We start from the raw sequence: 14,919 nt of genomic DNA on the forward strand, positions 1-14,919 counted from the left end.
TGTCGGTGCTGCCCACCTGGTCCAGCTTGAGCACGTCGGCCCAGACGGCGGCGAGCTTTTCCTCGATCTCGCCGACCGGCGCGGTGTAGCGCTGTTGGACCGCGCCCGGCCTGGGCAAGGCGCGCTTGTCGAGTTTGCCGTTGGCGGTCAGCGGCAGACGGTCCAGCAGCAGGATCTGCGCGGGCACCAGGTAGTCCGGCAGCAGTGCAGCCAGTTGCTCGCGCAACGGCTCAGCGCTCACGCTCGCCACGCAGTACGCCACCAGTTGCAGGCGCGATTCGTCACCCTCGACCGGCACCGGCAAGACACAGGCCTCACTGACCGAATCAAGACCGAGCAGCACCCGCGCCACTTCGCCCGGTTCGACCCGATACCCGCGCACTTTCACCTGATCGTCCGCGCGACCGAGGAATTCCAGCGATCCTTGAGCATTGCGCCGCATGCGGTCGCCGCTGCGGTAAGCCCGTGCGCCATCCTGAGAGAACGGGTCAGGGACGAAGCGTTCGGCGGTCAGCCCCGGCTGGCCGAGATAGCCCAGCGCGACGCTGTCACCCCCGATGTACAACTCGCCTGCCACCTGCGTGTCGCTGAGGTTCAGCACATCGTCCAGCACGTAGGCCCGGGCACCGGGCAGCGGCGATCCCACCGGCACCGGGCGCATCGGGTCGAACGTATCCGGTTCGTGGGTCAGCACACCGACCGTTGTCTCGCTCGGGCCGTAGTGGTTGATTATTCGACAGGCGGGTTTCAGTTGGCGAACCTGCTCGACCAGCGCAGGCGAACAGGCTTCGCCACCGACAATCAGTGCATGGTGCGGCAACACATCGGCTGCCTGGGTCGCCTGCAACAGCGCCGCCAGATGACCGGGAACGATCTTCAGCACGCCAACCTGATGCTCGGCCATGTAGCGAGCAAAACCGTCCGGGTCGAAACCCAGGCTTTCGGGCAGTACATGCAGCGTGCGTCCGGAACACAACGCACCGAACAGCACGGTATGGCCCAGATCAGCGGCGATGGTCGAGATCAGCGCCATGCTCGCGTCCGGTGCCAGTTGCAGCTGTTGCAGCAGGCCGCGAATATAACTGGCGAGCGCGCCGTGGCTGACCAGCACGCCTTTGGGCTGTCCGGTGGAACCGGAGGTGTGAATGACATAGGCCGACGATGCAGCCGAGAGGCTCGACTCGACGCGTTCGTCCGACAGATCCTGCCACTGCGCTGCGACCCAGGCGACGCCCTGACATCCCTCGACCGCGAGCGTTGTCAGCCGCGTGTCGCCCTCGGCACCCAGCAGCACCCTGGCCTGGGCATTGAGCAACATGTGTTGCAACCGGGCGTCCGGCGCTTTCACGTCCAGCGGCATGTAAACGGCACCCGCCTTGAAAATCGCCACCACCGAGATCAGCCATTCCAGCGAACGCTCCATCAACACCGCGACCGGCTGGCCTTCGCGCACACCCTGGCGGATCAGATGACGGGCCAGTTGATTGGCCTGTTTGTCCAGTTCCAGTGTGCTCAGCGTACGCGCAAGACAACGCGCCGCCAGCGCATCGGGCTGGCGCTCGACCTGGCGGTCCCACTGCTGCAGCACGTCAGGCGCAGGCTCGAGTGGCGGTGCTGCGGGCTCGATGGCCGGGGCACCGAGGCTGAACAGAGGCGCGGCGGGCGCAGCCAAAAGCGCTTCGAACAGGGCCAGCAGTTGCGGCACGAAACGCTCGACCGTGGAACGCTGGTACAGGTCGCTGGCGTACGCCATGTCGCCATGGATCAGCGTGCCATCGTCGGTGATGTCCAGCGCAAGGTCGAAGTGCACACCCTGTTTGTCGAACGGGTATTCGCTGACGTCCAGGCCCGGCAGCCTCAGCGCGGTCTTCTGTTTGAGCACCACGTTCTGGTTGAATTTGGCCTGAAACAGCGGGTTGTGGCCGAGGTTGCGTTCCGGGGCGAGCTGATCCACCAGTTGCTCGAAGGGCACGTCCTGATGGGCTTGCGCGCCAAACGAGGTGTCGCGGATCCGGGTCAGCAGATCGCGGTAGCTCAGGTGCTCGTCTACCTGACAACGCAGCACTTGGGTATTGATGAAAAAGCCGATGAGCCCTTCGGTCTCGGCCCGGCCCCGATTGGCGTTGGGCACGCCGATGCGGATGTCGCGCTGACCGGCCTTGCGTGACAGAAACAACGAGAAACCGGCCAGCACCAGCATGAACAGGCTGACACCCTGGCTGCGGGCAAAGGCATTGAGTTGGCGCGAAAGATCGGTGCCGAAGTCGAAACGCAGGTGTTCGCCCCGATAGCTTTGCGTGAGCGGCCGCGGAAAATCTTGAGCGGCGTCGAGCAACGGCTGCTCATCGCCCAGTTGAGCGCGCCAGTAGTCGAGTTGGCGTTCGCCCTCGCCCGCTTCCAGCCAGCTGCGCTGCCAGATGGCGTAGTCGGCGTATTGCAACGGCAGCTCCGGCAAACCCGGCTCGCGGCCTTCGCTGTACGCCTGATAGCAATGCACGAATTCCTGAATCATCACGTCCATCGACCAGCCATCAGACACGATGTGGTGCATGCACACCACCAGCACCTGTTCGTCATCGGCAAGACGGAACAGGTGAACGCGCAGCAATGGGCCGGTGCGCAGGTCGAACGGCTGAGCGGTGACGGTCGCGACCTGTAACGCAAGCTCCGCATCACGCTGTTCGGCGTCCAGTGCGGACAGATCGACCCGTTCCAGCGCGATGCGCTGATCCCGCAACACCACTTGCTGCGGCTGATCGCCTTCAGTCTGGAACACCGTGCGCAGCACTTCGTGGCGCTCGATCAGGTGATTGAAGGCGCGGGTCAACGCCGCCTCGTTCAGCGTACCGTTCAGGCGCAGGCCGGTGGTCATCTTGTAGGCATCGCTCGCCGGGTCAAGCTGCCAGAGAAACAACAGACGCTGTTGGGCGAAGGACAGCGGGATCGCGGCGAAATCATGACGGCTGACCGGCACCGGCAGCAGGCTGAAGTCCTTGCCGTCCTGACGCAGACGGGCGAGAAACTGGCGGCGCTGCTCCAGCGACAGGCCGACAAATCGTTTCGCGATACGTGCAGCAGTGGTCCCGGTCATGCTTCGAATTCCTCCAGTGAATCCATGAACTGGTCCATGTCGCTCCAGTCGTTGTCAGGGGTGTTGACGGTCAGCTGAGTGACCTCGGCGGCCAGACTGGCGAGTACCGGCTGCTCGAACAGACTGCGCAGCGGCAGGCTGACGCCCAGTTTTGTCTTGATTCGTGCAATCACCTGCGCTGCCAGCAGGGAATGGCCGCCCAGTTCGAAAAAGTGATCGTCCAGCCCGACCCGCGGTGCGTGCAGCACGTCTTCCCAGATGGCAGCGAGGCAGATTTCCACCTCGCTGTGCGGTGCGCGATAGCGGGCCTGCAGTTGTGCGGGGTCCGGCGCGGGCAGCGCCTTGCGATCCAGTTTGCCGCTGGGGGTTAGCGGCAGCTCGGGCAACAGCAGCCAGTGGGTCGGCACCATGTAGTCCGGAAGGCTGGCTTGCAGGATGGATTTGATGCGCTGACGCACAGCCGTTTGCTCGGCATCGCTGCTGACCGCAACCTGCGGCACGACATACGCCACCAGTTGCGTACTGCCCCCCAGCGCAACGGCCAGCACCACGGCCTCGCGCACGTCGTGACACTGTTGCAGACGCGATTCGATCTCCCCCAGTTCGATGCGGAAACCGCGAATCTTCACCTGGTGATCGACCCGGCCGATGTACTCGATGGCACCGTCCAGGCGCTGTCTGGCCCGGTCGCCGGTACGGTACAGCCGCTCACCGGCCACGAACGGATCGGCAACGAAGCGCTCGGCGCTCAGACCCGGCTGCGCGTGATACCCCCTCGCCAGTCCCGGGCCGCCGATGTACAACTCGCCCACCGCGCCCTGCGGCAGCAGATTCAAGTCATCGTCGAGAACGTAAAGACGACGGCCTGCCAGCGCATGTCCGATCGGCACGCCGCGCCAGGACACGGCGTCGGGTGTCAGCGCACTGCAATCGTGAATGCTCGACACCACCGTGGCTTCGGTCGGACCGTATGTGTTGAGCAACCGGACATGACCCAGACCGGCATCACGCCACAGACGCAGGCCTTCAATGGCCATGGCCTCGCCGCCGACATGAATCTGCCGCAGCGCGCCGTAATGCGCAGGCGGGCTGGCGGCGAAATCCTGAACCAGCGTCAGCCAATAAGCCGCGGGCAGGTCTGCCAGGGTCACGCCATGGTCGATGACGGCCTGATGAAAGGTGCGGCTGTCCCACAAGCGCTCGTCGCGCAACACCACGGCCGCGCCCCGGCACAGCGGCGGGTAGAACTGCTCGACGAAACCGTCGAAGCTGTGAGTCGCAAACTGCAATACACGGTCATCACTGCGCAGGCCGCTGTACTCAGCGCCCAGCGCAATAAACCCGGACAGTGCCGCATGACTGATCGCCACACCCTTGGGCCGCCCGGTGGAGCCCGAGGTGTAAATCACGTAAGCGAGACTGGCTGGATCGACCGGCACATCCAGGCCTTGGCTGTCGATCTTGATCTCATCGAGCCGATCAATGCACAGGCAGTCGATGTCAGTCAGCGGTGGCAGCGAGGTCAATTGCTCGCTGCGGGTCAGCAGCACGCGCAGGCCGCTGTCGTCCAGCACATGCCGCAAGCGTTCGGTGGGTGCCGACAGGTCCAGCGGCACGTAAGCCCCGCCAGCCTTGAGCACGGCCAGCAGCGCGACGGGCATGTCCAGCGAACGACCCAGCGCCACGCCGACCAGCACGTCAGGCCCTACGCCGTGTTCGCGCAGATGGCGGGCCAGGCGATTGCTGCGTGCGTTCAATTCAGCGTAAGTCATGCCTGGCGAATCGCCGGCCTGAGCAAGTATCAGCGCTGTCGCCTCGGGGGTGCGCATGGCTTGCGCTTCGAACAACCGGTGCGCAGGGGTGACGCTGTCGGCCTTGGTGGCGGAGTCCACGTCCAGAAGTCGAGCGCGCTCATCCGTGGCCAGCATTGCCAGCTCGGACACACGTTGCAGCGGGTCGGCGCAGACCGATGCCAGCAGGTTGCGCCAGTGCGCGGCCAGGCGGGCGATGGTCGACTCGTCGAAAATATCGGTGGCGTAAGTGAACGCCGCATGCAACTGCTCGCCCTCGCCGCTGGTCGCCAGCATCAGGTCGCTGGCAGCGGCATGAGAACGCTGGGCGAGCGCCTGTTGTTCGGCAGGCAGATTGGCCACGCGCAGACCACAGGCCAGTTGTTTGTCGAGCAGATCGGCAACCACCGGCTGGTGGTTGAACATCACTTGAAACAGCGGGTTGTGGCTCTGACTGCGCTCGGGCTGGAGGGCGTCGATCACCGCATCGAAAGGCAACTCCTGGTGCGACTGCGCGCCGGTCGAAGCGTTGGCCACAGCGTGCAACAGATCGACAAAGCGCGTCTGCGCAGTGACTTCGCTGCGCAGCACCTGGGTATTGATGAAGCAGCCGACCAGACCTTCGGTCTCACTGCGCGTCCGGTTGGCGATCAAACCGCCGACGCGGATGTCGGTCTGTCCGCTGTAGCGATGCAGCAGGCTTTTAAAAGTCGCCAACAGCACCACGAACAAGGTCACACCCTGATGTTGGGCGAGGCTTTTCAGGTTGCGCAGCAACTCGGGCTGCAAGGTCAGCTCAAGCCGCGCGCCGTCATGGCTGGGCAACGCCGGATACGGACGGTCCGTTGGCAGCTCCAGCACCGGATGCTCCTCGCCCAGATGCGCTCGCCAGTAATCCAGTTGCCGCTCCTGCTCGCCGGCCTCCAGCCAACTGCGCTGCCAAACGGCATAGTCGCGGTACTGCACGACCAGTGGCTGGAATGGCAGCGGCTGGCCGGCGACCAGTGCGTCGTAGCCTCGCAACCATTCGTCGATCAGTACGTTCATCGACCAGCCGTCGGTGATCATGTGATGCAGATTGAGCAGTAGCAAATGTTCCTGTTCAGCCAATCGCAGGACCCGAACCGTGAACAGCGGCCCGTGCTGCAGATCGAAGGCCTGGACCGACTGCTCGGCCATCGCCTGACGTGCCGCGGCCCAGCGCTGATCGACAGGCATCGCGCTCAGGTCAGTCAGGTCAATGCTGACGGGTGCCGGCGGTGCAACCCGCTGAAACGCGCGGTCGCCGTCCTGACCAAAGGTCGTGCGCAGGCTTTCGTGACGCTCGACCAGGGCGCTGAAGGCCTGCTCCAGCCGCTTCAGCTCCAGCGCGCCGTTCAGGCACACCGACATGGGCAGGTTGTAGGCGGCGCTGTCGGGGTCGAGTTGCCAGAGAAACCACATGCGTTGCTGGGCGTAAGACAGCCCGTCACGCTCGGCCAGCCCTTCGCAGGACGGGATCGGAAAGAGCGAGAAGTCCATGTCTTCACGACGCATGCCGTCGAGAAACAGGCGACGTTTTTCCAGCGGCAGCTCGACAAAACGGCGAGCGAGTTTCTGGGCGTGTTCGGGGTTCATGGCGCGGGTCCTTGCTGAATGGGGCTGACCGTGCGGCGCGGTCGTATCAACAAGAACGAATTGGCGAAGAAATATTTAGAAAGGTTTTCGGGGAACGATGGGGCTGACCGATGACGGCCGATCACCTTATTTCGTAAACGTCATTCCATGCTGGTCATGACACGTAAGCCGTCCTGTTCTGCAGATACGGCAGCAGCAACGAAACGCTTTTCTTGCGCGATAGTGAAAACACCACCGATCGCGACGTAAGGTGCAGGCTGAGTCCTGTCACTGATTCGGGGGGCAGTCGGCAGGGATGCCGACTGAGCCGCACTGGGCCATGGATGGCCCATTTGCGGCGACCCCCGAATCAGTGACAGGACGAAGGAACCCTGGCGCAGCCGGGGCCGGAACCGGAGCCCGGACTTTGGCTACTTTGGTCCCTCAAAGTAGGGCGCCGTAAGGGCGCAAAGGTGACCTGAGCCAAGCGCCCCGCTCGCTGAGTCCACCATCTGTGACGATTGTGATGCAGAGCGTCAATGGCTGTTTGCGCAAGCGAAACACAGGCACGATCAACTTGCGAATCACGACGGGCACAGAACTATTTGTCCGAATGCCCCTGCGCCATGGCCACGACCACTTTTCGCTTGCCGGTGAACGGCGCGCGAGAGTGCGCCGTGAGCATGTTGTCGAGCATCAGCACATCGTTCTCCAGCCACGGAAAGCTGACGGTGCAGTCATCAAGCACGCCGCGAATCTCGTCCAGCAGGGTTTCCTCGATCGGCGAGCCGTCCCCGTAATAGACATTACGCGGCAGGTCTTCCTCGTCCACCACATCCAGCAGGGTTTCACGCACTTCCGGTTGCAGGTTGGAGATATGGAACAGGTGCGCCTGATTGAACCAGACCGTATCTTGAGTGACCGGATGGCGCGAGACCGCCTGACAGATCTGCCGGGTGCGCAGTTCGCCGTCGTCTTTCCACTCACATTCGATGGCATGCGCACGGCAGTAAGCTTCGACGACGCTTTCGTCTTGCGTGTTGAACACCTGGCTCCACTCCACATCCAGGCCGTTACCGTAATTGCGCACGTACATCAGCTTCTTTTCGATGAAGCGGTCACGAATGCGCGCCGGGATGCGCCGATAGATTTCCCGACTGTCGGCAATCGGTGTTTCGCCGCCGGTCTGCGCGGCGATCATGCTGTAGAACCAGATCTTCATTGGCCATTCCAGCGTGTAGGCCTGTTCGTTGTGCAACGGGATACTCTGGTGCGCCGGGTATTCGGTGGAGGTGTACACCCCCTTGGTCACATTGCTGCGCGGCGTGGAGCCGAACTCGTAATTGAGCAGCGGATCGCCGAAGCCCGCCGCGAACTCACGAAACGCTTCCGCGCCGCCGACCTCGAACCCGCGGAACAGGATGCCCCCGGCGCGATACAGGTGCTCTGCGACCAACGGCTTGAATTCGCCCAGTGCTTCCATCAAGTCCAGACCCGGCTCGGGCGCCTGCACCAGCATCGGCAACGTGCCCGCCCCTGCCAGCAACGGACGGATATCCAAACTCAACGCATGACTCATGATGACTCTCCCTTGATGGCCAAAGCGTCCGATCCCCTGCGGCCCGACGCAACGCCAATGTCCAGATTGAACGTAACCGGGCGGCGGAAAATTAGCCGTGTTGCGTCAGCCCATCACCTGCCATGACAAGCCTGAAACATTTTCTTTCATTTAGATGCAAAAAAATCCTATAGGAATTCCGTTCTCATTCGTCTTTAACTGAATGCAGGGTCTGTCGGTATAGCCGCGCCCGTTTTTCAGAAGCGTTTCCAGAACACCACGTTGCCCCGAAAAGAGCGCTCATGCCTGCCTGAAGGCCGCGCCATACCGTGAATCGAGACCGTTTACCCATGTCGAAGAAATCCCGCTCGAAAATCTGGTTTCTCGTCCACAGCTGGCTGGCCCTGCCCATCTGGTTTTTTGTGCTGATCGTCTGCGTGACCGGCACGCTGGCAGTAGTCAGCAAGGAAATCATGTGGCTAGCCAATCCGGAAATGCGCGACAACCCGCCGTCCGACACCGCCGAACGCATGAGTTTCGAACAGATCCGCGCCACCATCGAACGCAACGAACCGGACCTGATCGTCGGCACGATCATGCAGCCCGACGGCGATTACTTCGCGTTGAGCGTATTCGTGACCTATCCCGACGGCCGGTCGGTCCCAGCCTACGTCAACCCGTATACCGGGGTCATTCAGGGCCTGACGCCATCGTTCGATTTCCGCCGCTTCACCCGCGCACTGCATGGCTGGTGGCTGGTGCCGTTCACCAACGGCTATTCGTGGGGCTGGTATCTGGTGTCGATTCTCGGCCTGCCGCTGCTGGCCTCGCTAGTGACCGGGCTGGTGGTCTACAAGAAATTCTGGAAGGGTTTTTTCAAACCGCTGAGGTTCAGCCAGGGCCCGCGCATTTTCTGGGGCGATCTGCACCGGCTCAGCGGCGTGTGGTCGATCTGGTTTATCGCGGTCATCTCCATCACCGGCACCTGGTTTCTGATCCAGGCGATTCTCGGCGACAACCAGATCAGCATTTCCAGCCGCTCTCAGGTGGCGTCTATCATCCCCCACAGCGCCGTGCCACTGACCGCCGATGGCAGCCCCGCGCCCACCATCAGCCTGGAAAAAGCCGTGGAAATCGCCAAGGAGCGCATTCCAGGCCTGGAAGCGAGCTTCATCACGCCCCCGTTCAATGCCTACAGCAACATGCAGGTCGGCGGACGCAGCTGGTATCCGCTGATGTACCAGACGGCCGAGATCAATCCGTACAGCGGTGAAATCGCCGCCTCGCATCTGCTCTCGGACCGCAACAAGCTGGAGTTCGTGACCGAATCCATGCGCCCGCTGCACACCGGCGATTTCGGTGGCATCTGGATCAAGCTGATCTGGGCGTTCTTCGGGCTGGTGCTGAGCATGATGGTGCTCAGTGGCCTGCTGATCTGGAGCAAGCGCACCGCGCTGGCCACCCTCAACGCCCTCAAGCGCGAAGCCAAAGCCCATCCGGACAGTCTGCGGCCACCTCAACGGCCGCCGCTGGCGACCGGCACTGCGGAGAACAACCTGTGAGCAAGGTCGCCGTCGCCCAACCCGTTTCGTCATTGAGCCGTTTCTGGCACAAATGGCGTTTCCACATCAACGTGCTGCTGATCCTGATTCCGCTCGGTTTCATGCCCAAATACTTTGCCGACAACGCCCTGGATCGCGGCGACAAGGGCCTTGGCCAGCGTGACGTCGGCGAAGTTCAGGTCGGTCCGTGGAGCCTGCGCCTGGCCGAAGACCGCAACGAAGCGCCCCGTCTGTCCGGCCCGTCCGGCTACATGAAAAGCTTCAACGCCGCGCTGTGCAACGCCTGTATCGACCGGGTCAAGGCCACGTACCTGCGTATCGGCAAACCCCGCAGCCTGCGTACCGCTGGCGTGATTTTCTTTGGCGGCGGCTACCGCATGAGCGCCTTCATGCAGATTCCGGAAACCACCAGCCCGGATTCCGAGCTGTGGATCACCCTGGAAGGCTGGGACGGTTCCGTGCATCAGACTTCCATTCCCCTGCAACAGGCCTCGCCCGCCACCGTGGCCTGGCTGAAAAAACAAGGAGCCAAACCATGAATGCCCGCTTCTCCCTGCGGCGGCTGACGGCCGCTGCGCTCTGCCTGCTCGGCCTGAGCCTGAGTCCCTATGCGCTGGCGCACAACCCGATGTGTGAGTGCAAACAGATCGACAATGAACAGATTCGCTGCACCGGCGGTTTTTCCGATGGCAGCGGTGCACCGGGCGTGACCCTGGATGTGATCGGCTACGACGAGACCATTCTGGTGCCCGGCAAGCTGGGTGAGGACTCCACCGTCACCTTCAAGCGCCCTGCCTCGGAGTTCTACGTGCTGTTCGATGCCGGCCCCGGCCACGTCGTGGAAATCGATCAAGCGGATATCCCGGCCCCATGAGTGCACCGACGAGGCAGATCGTCCGTCCGGCCGGTGCCGGACATGAAACCCTTTACGTGCTGCTGTTGTGCCTGCTGATTCTGGCGCTCGCCGCAGGTGTGGTCAGCCTGCATGGCGAAAACCACGACGCGCACAGCGTGGCCAGCCATCAACTGGATGCCCGGCGCGACCTGACGGCTGCCGAACAGGGCATTTACGCCGACCTGCGCGTGACGGGTGATGAAATTCGCCTGCTGATTCAGGAACAGTCGACGCCCGTCACGCCGCAGCAATTGGGCGACGAAGGTTTTGCGCCGTTTGCCGAAGACGCCAGTTCGGTCAGCCGTGGCGCTCATGCGTGGCAGATGCTGGAGCAGTCCTATCTGGGGCTGAGCCAGTCGCCTGACGTGGCGGGCTCGTTTCTGATGCGCATCGGCTCGACGCAGGACGGCCAGGCCGACATCTGGATCAACCGCACGGCCACGACTGCGCCGACCGATCTCAGCGACAAGACCCTGATCGACAACGGCTGGCGGCAGGTCGTCGCGCAATTCGATGCCGGCGTGACCCGCCAGCATCAGCACTGAACCAACCAGAGAAGACAGCTCGCCCATGCCTATTTCTTTCAAACGCCGTCCCTTGTTGCGCGCCCTGCTGATCAGCCTGTGCGCCACGCTGCTTGCGCCGCTGAGCCACGCTGCCGACCCGGCCAAGCGCCTGCGCATTGGGATTACCCTGCATCCGTACTACAGCTACGTGAGCAATATCGTCGGCGACAAGGCCGAGGTCGTGCCACTGATTCCGGCGGGCTTCAACCCGCACGCCTACGAACCCCGCGCCGAAGACATCAAACGTATCGGCTCGCTGGACGTGATCGTACTCAATGGCGTTGGTCATGACGACTTCGCCGACCGAATGATCGCTGCCAGTGAAACGCCGGATATCAAGACCATCGAAGCCAACGCCGATGTCCCGCTGCTGGCAGCCACCGGCGTGGCGGCGCGTGGCGCGGGTAAAGTAGTCAATCCGCACACCTTTCTGTCGATCAGCGCCTCCATCGCGCAGGTCAACAACATCGCCCGCGAACTGGGCAAGCTCGACCCGGATAACGCCAGGACCTACACCGCCAACGCTCGCGCCTACGGCAAGCGGCTGCGGCAGATGCGCGCCGATGCCCTGGCCAAACTGACCAAGGCGCCTAACGCGGACCTGCGCGTGGCCACCGTCCATGCCGCCTACGATTACCTGTTGCGCGAGTTCGGCCTGGAAGTCACCGCCGTGGTAGAACCGGCCCACGGCATCGAACCAAGCCCGAGCCAGTTGAAAAAGACCATCGATCAACTGCGCGAGCTGGACGTTAAGGTGATCTTCTCGGAGATGGACTTCCCTTCCACCTACGTCGACACCATTCAGCGTGAATCCGGGGTCAGGCTGTACCCGCTGTCACACATTTCATACGGCGAATACAGCGCCGACAAGTACGAAAAGGAAATGGCCGGCAACCTCGACACCGTGGTCCGCGCCATTCAGGAGGCAGGCGCATGACGGTTGCCCAGAGTCTCAAGATTGCGCATCAGGGCCCAGGTATCGAATTCAGCGATGTGAGCCTGACGCTGGGCCGCACCACCATCCTCGACCGCATTCGATTCAACGTCCGCGCCGGCAGCGTGCACGCGCTGGTAGGCCCAAACGGCGGCGGCAAGAGCTCGCTGATCAAGACCCTGCTCGGCCAGACCCCGCATCAGGGCCAACTCAGCCTGCAATGGCCTGGCTCGCCCGGCCTGATCGGCTACGTGCCGCAGGCGCTGGAGTTCGACCGTGGGCTGCCCATGACGGTCGATGATTTCATGGCTGCCATGTGTCAGCGACGCCCGGCGTTTCTGGGCCTGTCGAAGCACTACGCCGCCGCGATCGGCGAGGCGCTGGAGCGGGTCGGCATGCAGGACAAGCGCAAGCGCCGCATGGGTGCGCTGTCCGGTGGCGAGCGGCAGCGTGTGCTGTTGGCGCAAGGCCTGATCCCGGCACCGCAATTGCTGGTGCTGGACGAACCGATGTCGGCGCTCGACGAAGCCGGCATTCAGGTGTTCGAGCGGCTGCTGGGCGACTGGCGACGGGCCGGTATCACCGTGCTGTGGATCGAACATGATCTGGAAGCGGTCAAGCGTCTTGCCGATCAGGTAACGGGGCTGAATCGCAGAGTGCTGTTCGATGAACCGGCACATGCCGCACTGACGCCGGAACGGCTGCTGACCCTGTTTTCGGCGCACCCGCGCACCGCCGATGGCAAGACCGGGAGCGGTGCGTAATGGATTACGAGAGCTTTCGACTGTTCATACAAGGCCTGGCTTCGTCCGGCTATCTGCCAGAAGCGCTGGCCTACGGCTTCGTGGTCAACGCCCTGCTTGCCGGTCTGCTGATCGGCCCGGTGCTGGGCGGTCTGGGTACGCTGGTGGTGGTGAAGCGCTTCGCGTTCTTTTCCGAAGCGGTCGGCCACGCAGCGCTGACAGGCGTCGCCATTGGCATCCTGCTCGGTGAACCCTACACCGGCCCGTACGGCAGCCTGTTCGGTTACTGCCTGCTGTTCGGCATCGTGCTCAACTACCTGCGTAACCGCACCGGTCTGGCGCCGGACACGCTGATCGGCGTGTTCCTGTCCGTCTCGCTGGCACTCGGCGCCAGCCTGCTGCTGGTGCTGGCCGGCAAGATCAACGTGCACATTCTGGAAAACGTCCTGTTCGGTTCGGTGCTGACTGTCAACGGTAATGACCTGTCGGTATTGCTGATCGTCGGCTCGTTGGTCATGGGCCTGAGCCTGCCGCTGTACAACCGCATCATGCTCGCCAGCTTCAATCCGCAACTGGCCGCCGTGCGTGGCGTCGCGGTGAAGTCGCTGGATTACCTGTTCGTGATTCTGGTGACGCTGATCACGGTTGCCGCCGTGAAGGTCATCGGCGCGATTCTGGTCGGCGCGCTGCTGGTGATTCCGGCGGCCGCCGCGCGCCTGCTGAGCCAGTCGCTAAAGGGCTTTTTCTGGATATCGGTCGCCATTGCCACCATCAGCACCCTGTGCGGCATCCTGCTGCCCATCGTCTTCGACCTGCCCGTACCGTCCGGCGCAGCGATCATTCTGGTGGCTGGCATTGCCTTCGCCCTCGCCGCCATCGCTCGCGGCACGCTGCCCAGCCTCAAAGGAAATATCGGATAAATGTTCACTTTGCGACGTATCACCCTGGCGCTGGCGCTGACCGGCATGCTCTGCAACACGCTGTCCGCAGCCGAAGCGCAAACGTCAGACGCTCAGCCTGTGAAAGTGCTGGCCAGCCTGCCCATCACCTATGGATTGGGGCAGATTCTGCTCAAGGACAGCGGCGTAGTGCTGGAACGTGCCGCCGCCAATCTGCCCGGCTCACGTCAGACCGCCTATTTCACCGGACGTGGTGCAGATGCCCTGCGCGGGCTGGCGGTCGAAGCTGACGCAGTGATCGGGCTGCGCTCGATCTGGGCCGATGACCCGCTTTACCCGAATGCCCGGCGCAGCAACATACGCATCGTCGAAATCGACGCGGCACGTCCGGTGGATGGCAGCCTGCCGGGCATTGCGGTGCAACCGGGCCAGGGCGTCGATGGCCTGAACAGTCAGCCGTGGCTGGCAAGCAACAACATGGGGCGCATGGCCGATGTACTGGCGGCAGACCTGGTACGTCTGGCACCGGCCGCCAAGTCGAAGATCGAAAGCAACCTGGCCACGCTCAAGCAGCAACTGCTCAAGCTAAGCGCCCGCAGCGAAGCGAGCCTGGCCAGTGCCGACAACCTGAGCGTGGTGAGCCTGTCAGACCGGTTCAGTTATCTGATCAGCGGCCTGAACCTGGAGCTGATCGACAGTCAGGTGCTGACCGATGAGCAATGGACGCCAGAGGCTTTGAAGAAACTGACGACGATGCTGAAGGATAGCGACGTGGCGCTGGTGCTCGACCACCGCCAGCCACCCGAGCCGGTCAAGGCCGCGATTGCCGAAGCAGGAAGCCAATTGCTGGTGCTGGGGATTGATGGAACGGATCCGCTGGCTGAACTGCAAGGGGATATCGAGCAGATTATTGCGGCGCTGAAATAACGCTGGCTGCCGTCCTGACAGACCTGATCAGTCGGGCCAACGGGGCGGTGGCCGATCACCAGGACAAAACCCGGTGGAACCTGGCTCCACCGGGTTTTGCATGTCTACGTGCGAATCAGTGGCTGACGGCCGCCTGTGCTTCCATCTTCTGGCGCAGGCTCAGCGGGCGCATATCGGTCCAGACTTCTTCGATGTAGGCCAGGCATTCTTTCTTGAAGCCACTCTTGCCCACGGTGCGCCAGCCGTTGGGGATGGCTTTGTAGTCGGGCCAGATCGAGTACTGCTCTTCGTGGTTGACCACTACTTGAAAGACGATGTCTTCCCGGTCGAATACTGAAGTCATTGTTGCTCTCCATGA

Annotated in this window: 12 protein-coding genes; 8 read left to right on the top strand and 4 right to left on the bottom strand. The window is 62.8% G+C overall.

What is annotated here, in order from left to right; translation table 11 throughout:
- The 3 genes from BZK31_RS11365 to BZK31_RS11375 form a co-directional block, all read right to left on the bottom strand.
- Positions 1-3,091 (bottom strand): amino acid adenylation domain-containing protein (locus BZK31_RS11365; RefSeq protein ID WP_157900725.1); only part of this gene is annotated, 3,091 nt, incomplete at its 3' end.
- The gene (locus tag BZK31_RS11370; protein WP_083182749.1) at positions 3,088-6,498 is read right to left on the bottom strand and encodes a non-ribosomal peptide synthetase; all 3,411 of its coding nucleotides are present in this window, start codon (positions 6,496-6,498) and stop codon (positions 3,088-3,090) included. The genes BZK31_RS11365 and BZK31_RS11370, both read right to left, overlap by 4 nt.
- 580 nt (positions 6,499-7,078) lie before the next feature.
- Positions 7,079-8,056 (bottom strand): TauD/TfdA family dioxygenase, encoded by a 978-nt coding sequence (locus tag BZK31_RS11375; RefSeq protein WP_083182750.1) that lies wholly within the window; start codon positions 8,054-8,056, stop codon positions 7,079-7,081.
- 329 nt (positions 8,057-8,385) lie between these two features.
- Here BZK31_RS11375 and BZK31_RS11380 point away from each other — a divergent pair, with 329 nt between their 5' ends.
- The 8 genes from BZK31_RS11380 to BZK31_RS11415 are packed head-to-tail and all read left to right on the top strand — an operon-like array spanning position 8,386 to position 14,561.
- Entirely contained in the window at positions 8,386-9,597 is a 1,212-nt protein-coding gene (locus BZK31_RS11380) for a PepSY-associated TM helix domain-containing protein (RefSeq protein WP_083182751.1), read from the top strand.
- Positions 9,594-10,136, top strand: a complete 543-nt coding sequence (locus BZK31_RS11385; protein WP_083182752.1) for a thiamine pyrophosphate-binding protein — start codon at positions 9,594-9,596, stop codon at positions 10,134-10,136. The genes BZK31_RS11380 and BZK31_RS11385 overlap by 4 nt, the downstream gene beginning before the upstream one ends.
- Entirely contained in the window at positions 10,133-10,471 is a 339-nt protein-coding gene (locus tag BZK31_RS11390; protein ID WP_083182753.1) for a hypothetical protein, read from the top strand. Before BZK31_RS11385 ends, BZK31_RS11390 begins: the two co-directional genes overlap by 4 nt.
- Positions 10,468-11,037: a DUF6162 family protein gene (locus BZK31_RS11395; protein WP_083182754.1), complete on the top strand. Its 570-nt coding sequence runs from the start codon at positions 10,468-10,470 to the stop codon at positions 11,035-11,037. The genes BZK31_RS11390 and BZK31_RS11395 overlap by 4 nt, the downstream gene beginning before the upstream one ends.
- Before the next feature lie 25 nt (positions 11,038-11,062).
- Positions 11,063-11,995 carry a metal ABC transporter substrate-binding protein gene (locus BZK31_RS11400; protein WP_083182755.1) on the top strand — a complete coding sequence of 311 codons (933 nt, stop codon included), beginning with the start codon at positions 11,063-11,065 and terminating at the stop codon, positions 11,993-11,995.
- Positions 11,992-12,756 carry a metal ABC transporter ATP-binding protein gene (locus BZK31_RS11405; protein ID WP_083182756.1) on the top strand — a complete coding sequence of 255 codons (765 nt, stop codon included), beginning with the start codon at positions 11,992-11,994 and terminating at the stop codon, positions 12,754-12,756. The genes BZK31_RS11400 and BZK31_RS11405 overlap by 4 nt, the downstream gene beginning before the upstream one ends.
- The gene (locus tag BZK31_RS11410; RefSeq protein ID WP_083182757.1) at positions 12,756-13,655 is read left to right on the top strand and encodes a metal ABC transporter permease; all 900 of its coding nucleotides are present in this window, start codon (positions 12,756-12,758) and stop codon (positions 13,653-13,655) included. Before BZK31_RS11405 ends, BZK31_RS11410 begins: the two co-directional genes overlap by 1 nt.
- A complete protein-coding gene (locus BZK31_RS11415; protein ID WP_083182758.1) occupies positions 13,656-14,561 on the top strand; it encodes a metal ABC transporter substrate-binding protein in 906 nt (301 codons plus the stop codon).
- Between the two features lie 115 nt (positions 14,562-14,676).
- On the opposite strand, the gene BZK31_RS11420 is transcribed toward BZK31_RS11415, so the two are convergent.
- A complete protein-coding gene (locus BZK31_RS11420) occupies positions 14,677-14,904 on the bottom strand; it encodes an MbtH family protein (protein WP_083182759.1) in 228 nt (75 codons plus the stop codon).
- Between the last annotated feature and the right edge of the window lie 15 nt (positions 14,905-14,919).

This window comes from Pseudomonas floridensis, from assembly GCF_002087235.1.
GTDB lineage: Bacteria > Pseudomonadota > Gammaproteobacteria > Pseudomonadales > Pseudomonadaceae > Aquipseudomonas > Aquipseudomonas floridensis.

Coding starts and splice junctions, on each gene's coding strand:
- BZK31_RS11370 (WP_083182749.1), bottom strand. CDS start 6,498: ATGAACCCCGAACACGCCCAGAAACTCGCTCGCCGTTTTGTCGAGCTG.
- BZK31_RS11375 (WP_083182750.1), bottom strand. CDS start 8,056: ATGAGTCATGCGTTGAGTTTGGATATCCGTCCGTTGCTGGCAGGGGCG.
- BZK31_RS11380 (WP_083182751.1), top strand. CDS start 8,386: ATGTCGAAGAAATCCCGCTCGAAAATCTGGTTTCTCGTCCACAGCTGG.
- BZK31_RS11390 (WP_083182753.1), top strand. CDS start 10,133: ATGAATGCCCGCTTCTCCCTGCGGCGGCTGACGGCCGCTGCGCTCTGC.
- BZK31_RS11395 (WP_083182754.1), top strand. CDS start 10,468: ATGAGTGCACCGACGAGGCAGATCGTCCGTCCGGCCGGTGCCGGACAT.
- BZK31_RS11400 (WP_083182755.1), top strand. CDS start 11,063: ATGCCTATTTCTTTCAAACGCCGTCCCTTGTTGCGCGCCCTGCTGATC.
- BZK31_RS11405 (WP_083182756.1), top strand. CDS start 11,992: ATGACGGTTGCCCAGAGTCTCAAGATTGCGCATCAGGGCCCAGGTATC.
- BZK31_RS11410 (WP_083182757.1), top strand. CDS start 12,756: ATGGATTACGAGAGCTTTCGACTGTTCATACAAGGCCTGGCTTCGTCC.
- BZK31_RS11415 (WP_083182758.1), top strand. CDS start 13,656: ATGTTCACTTTGCGACGTATCACCCTGGCGCTGGCGCTGACCGGCATG.
- BZK31_RS11420 (WP_083182759.1), bottom strand. CDS start 14,904: ATGACTTCAGTATTCGACCGGGAAGACATCGTCTTTCAAGTAGTGGTC.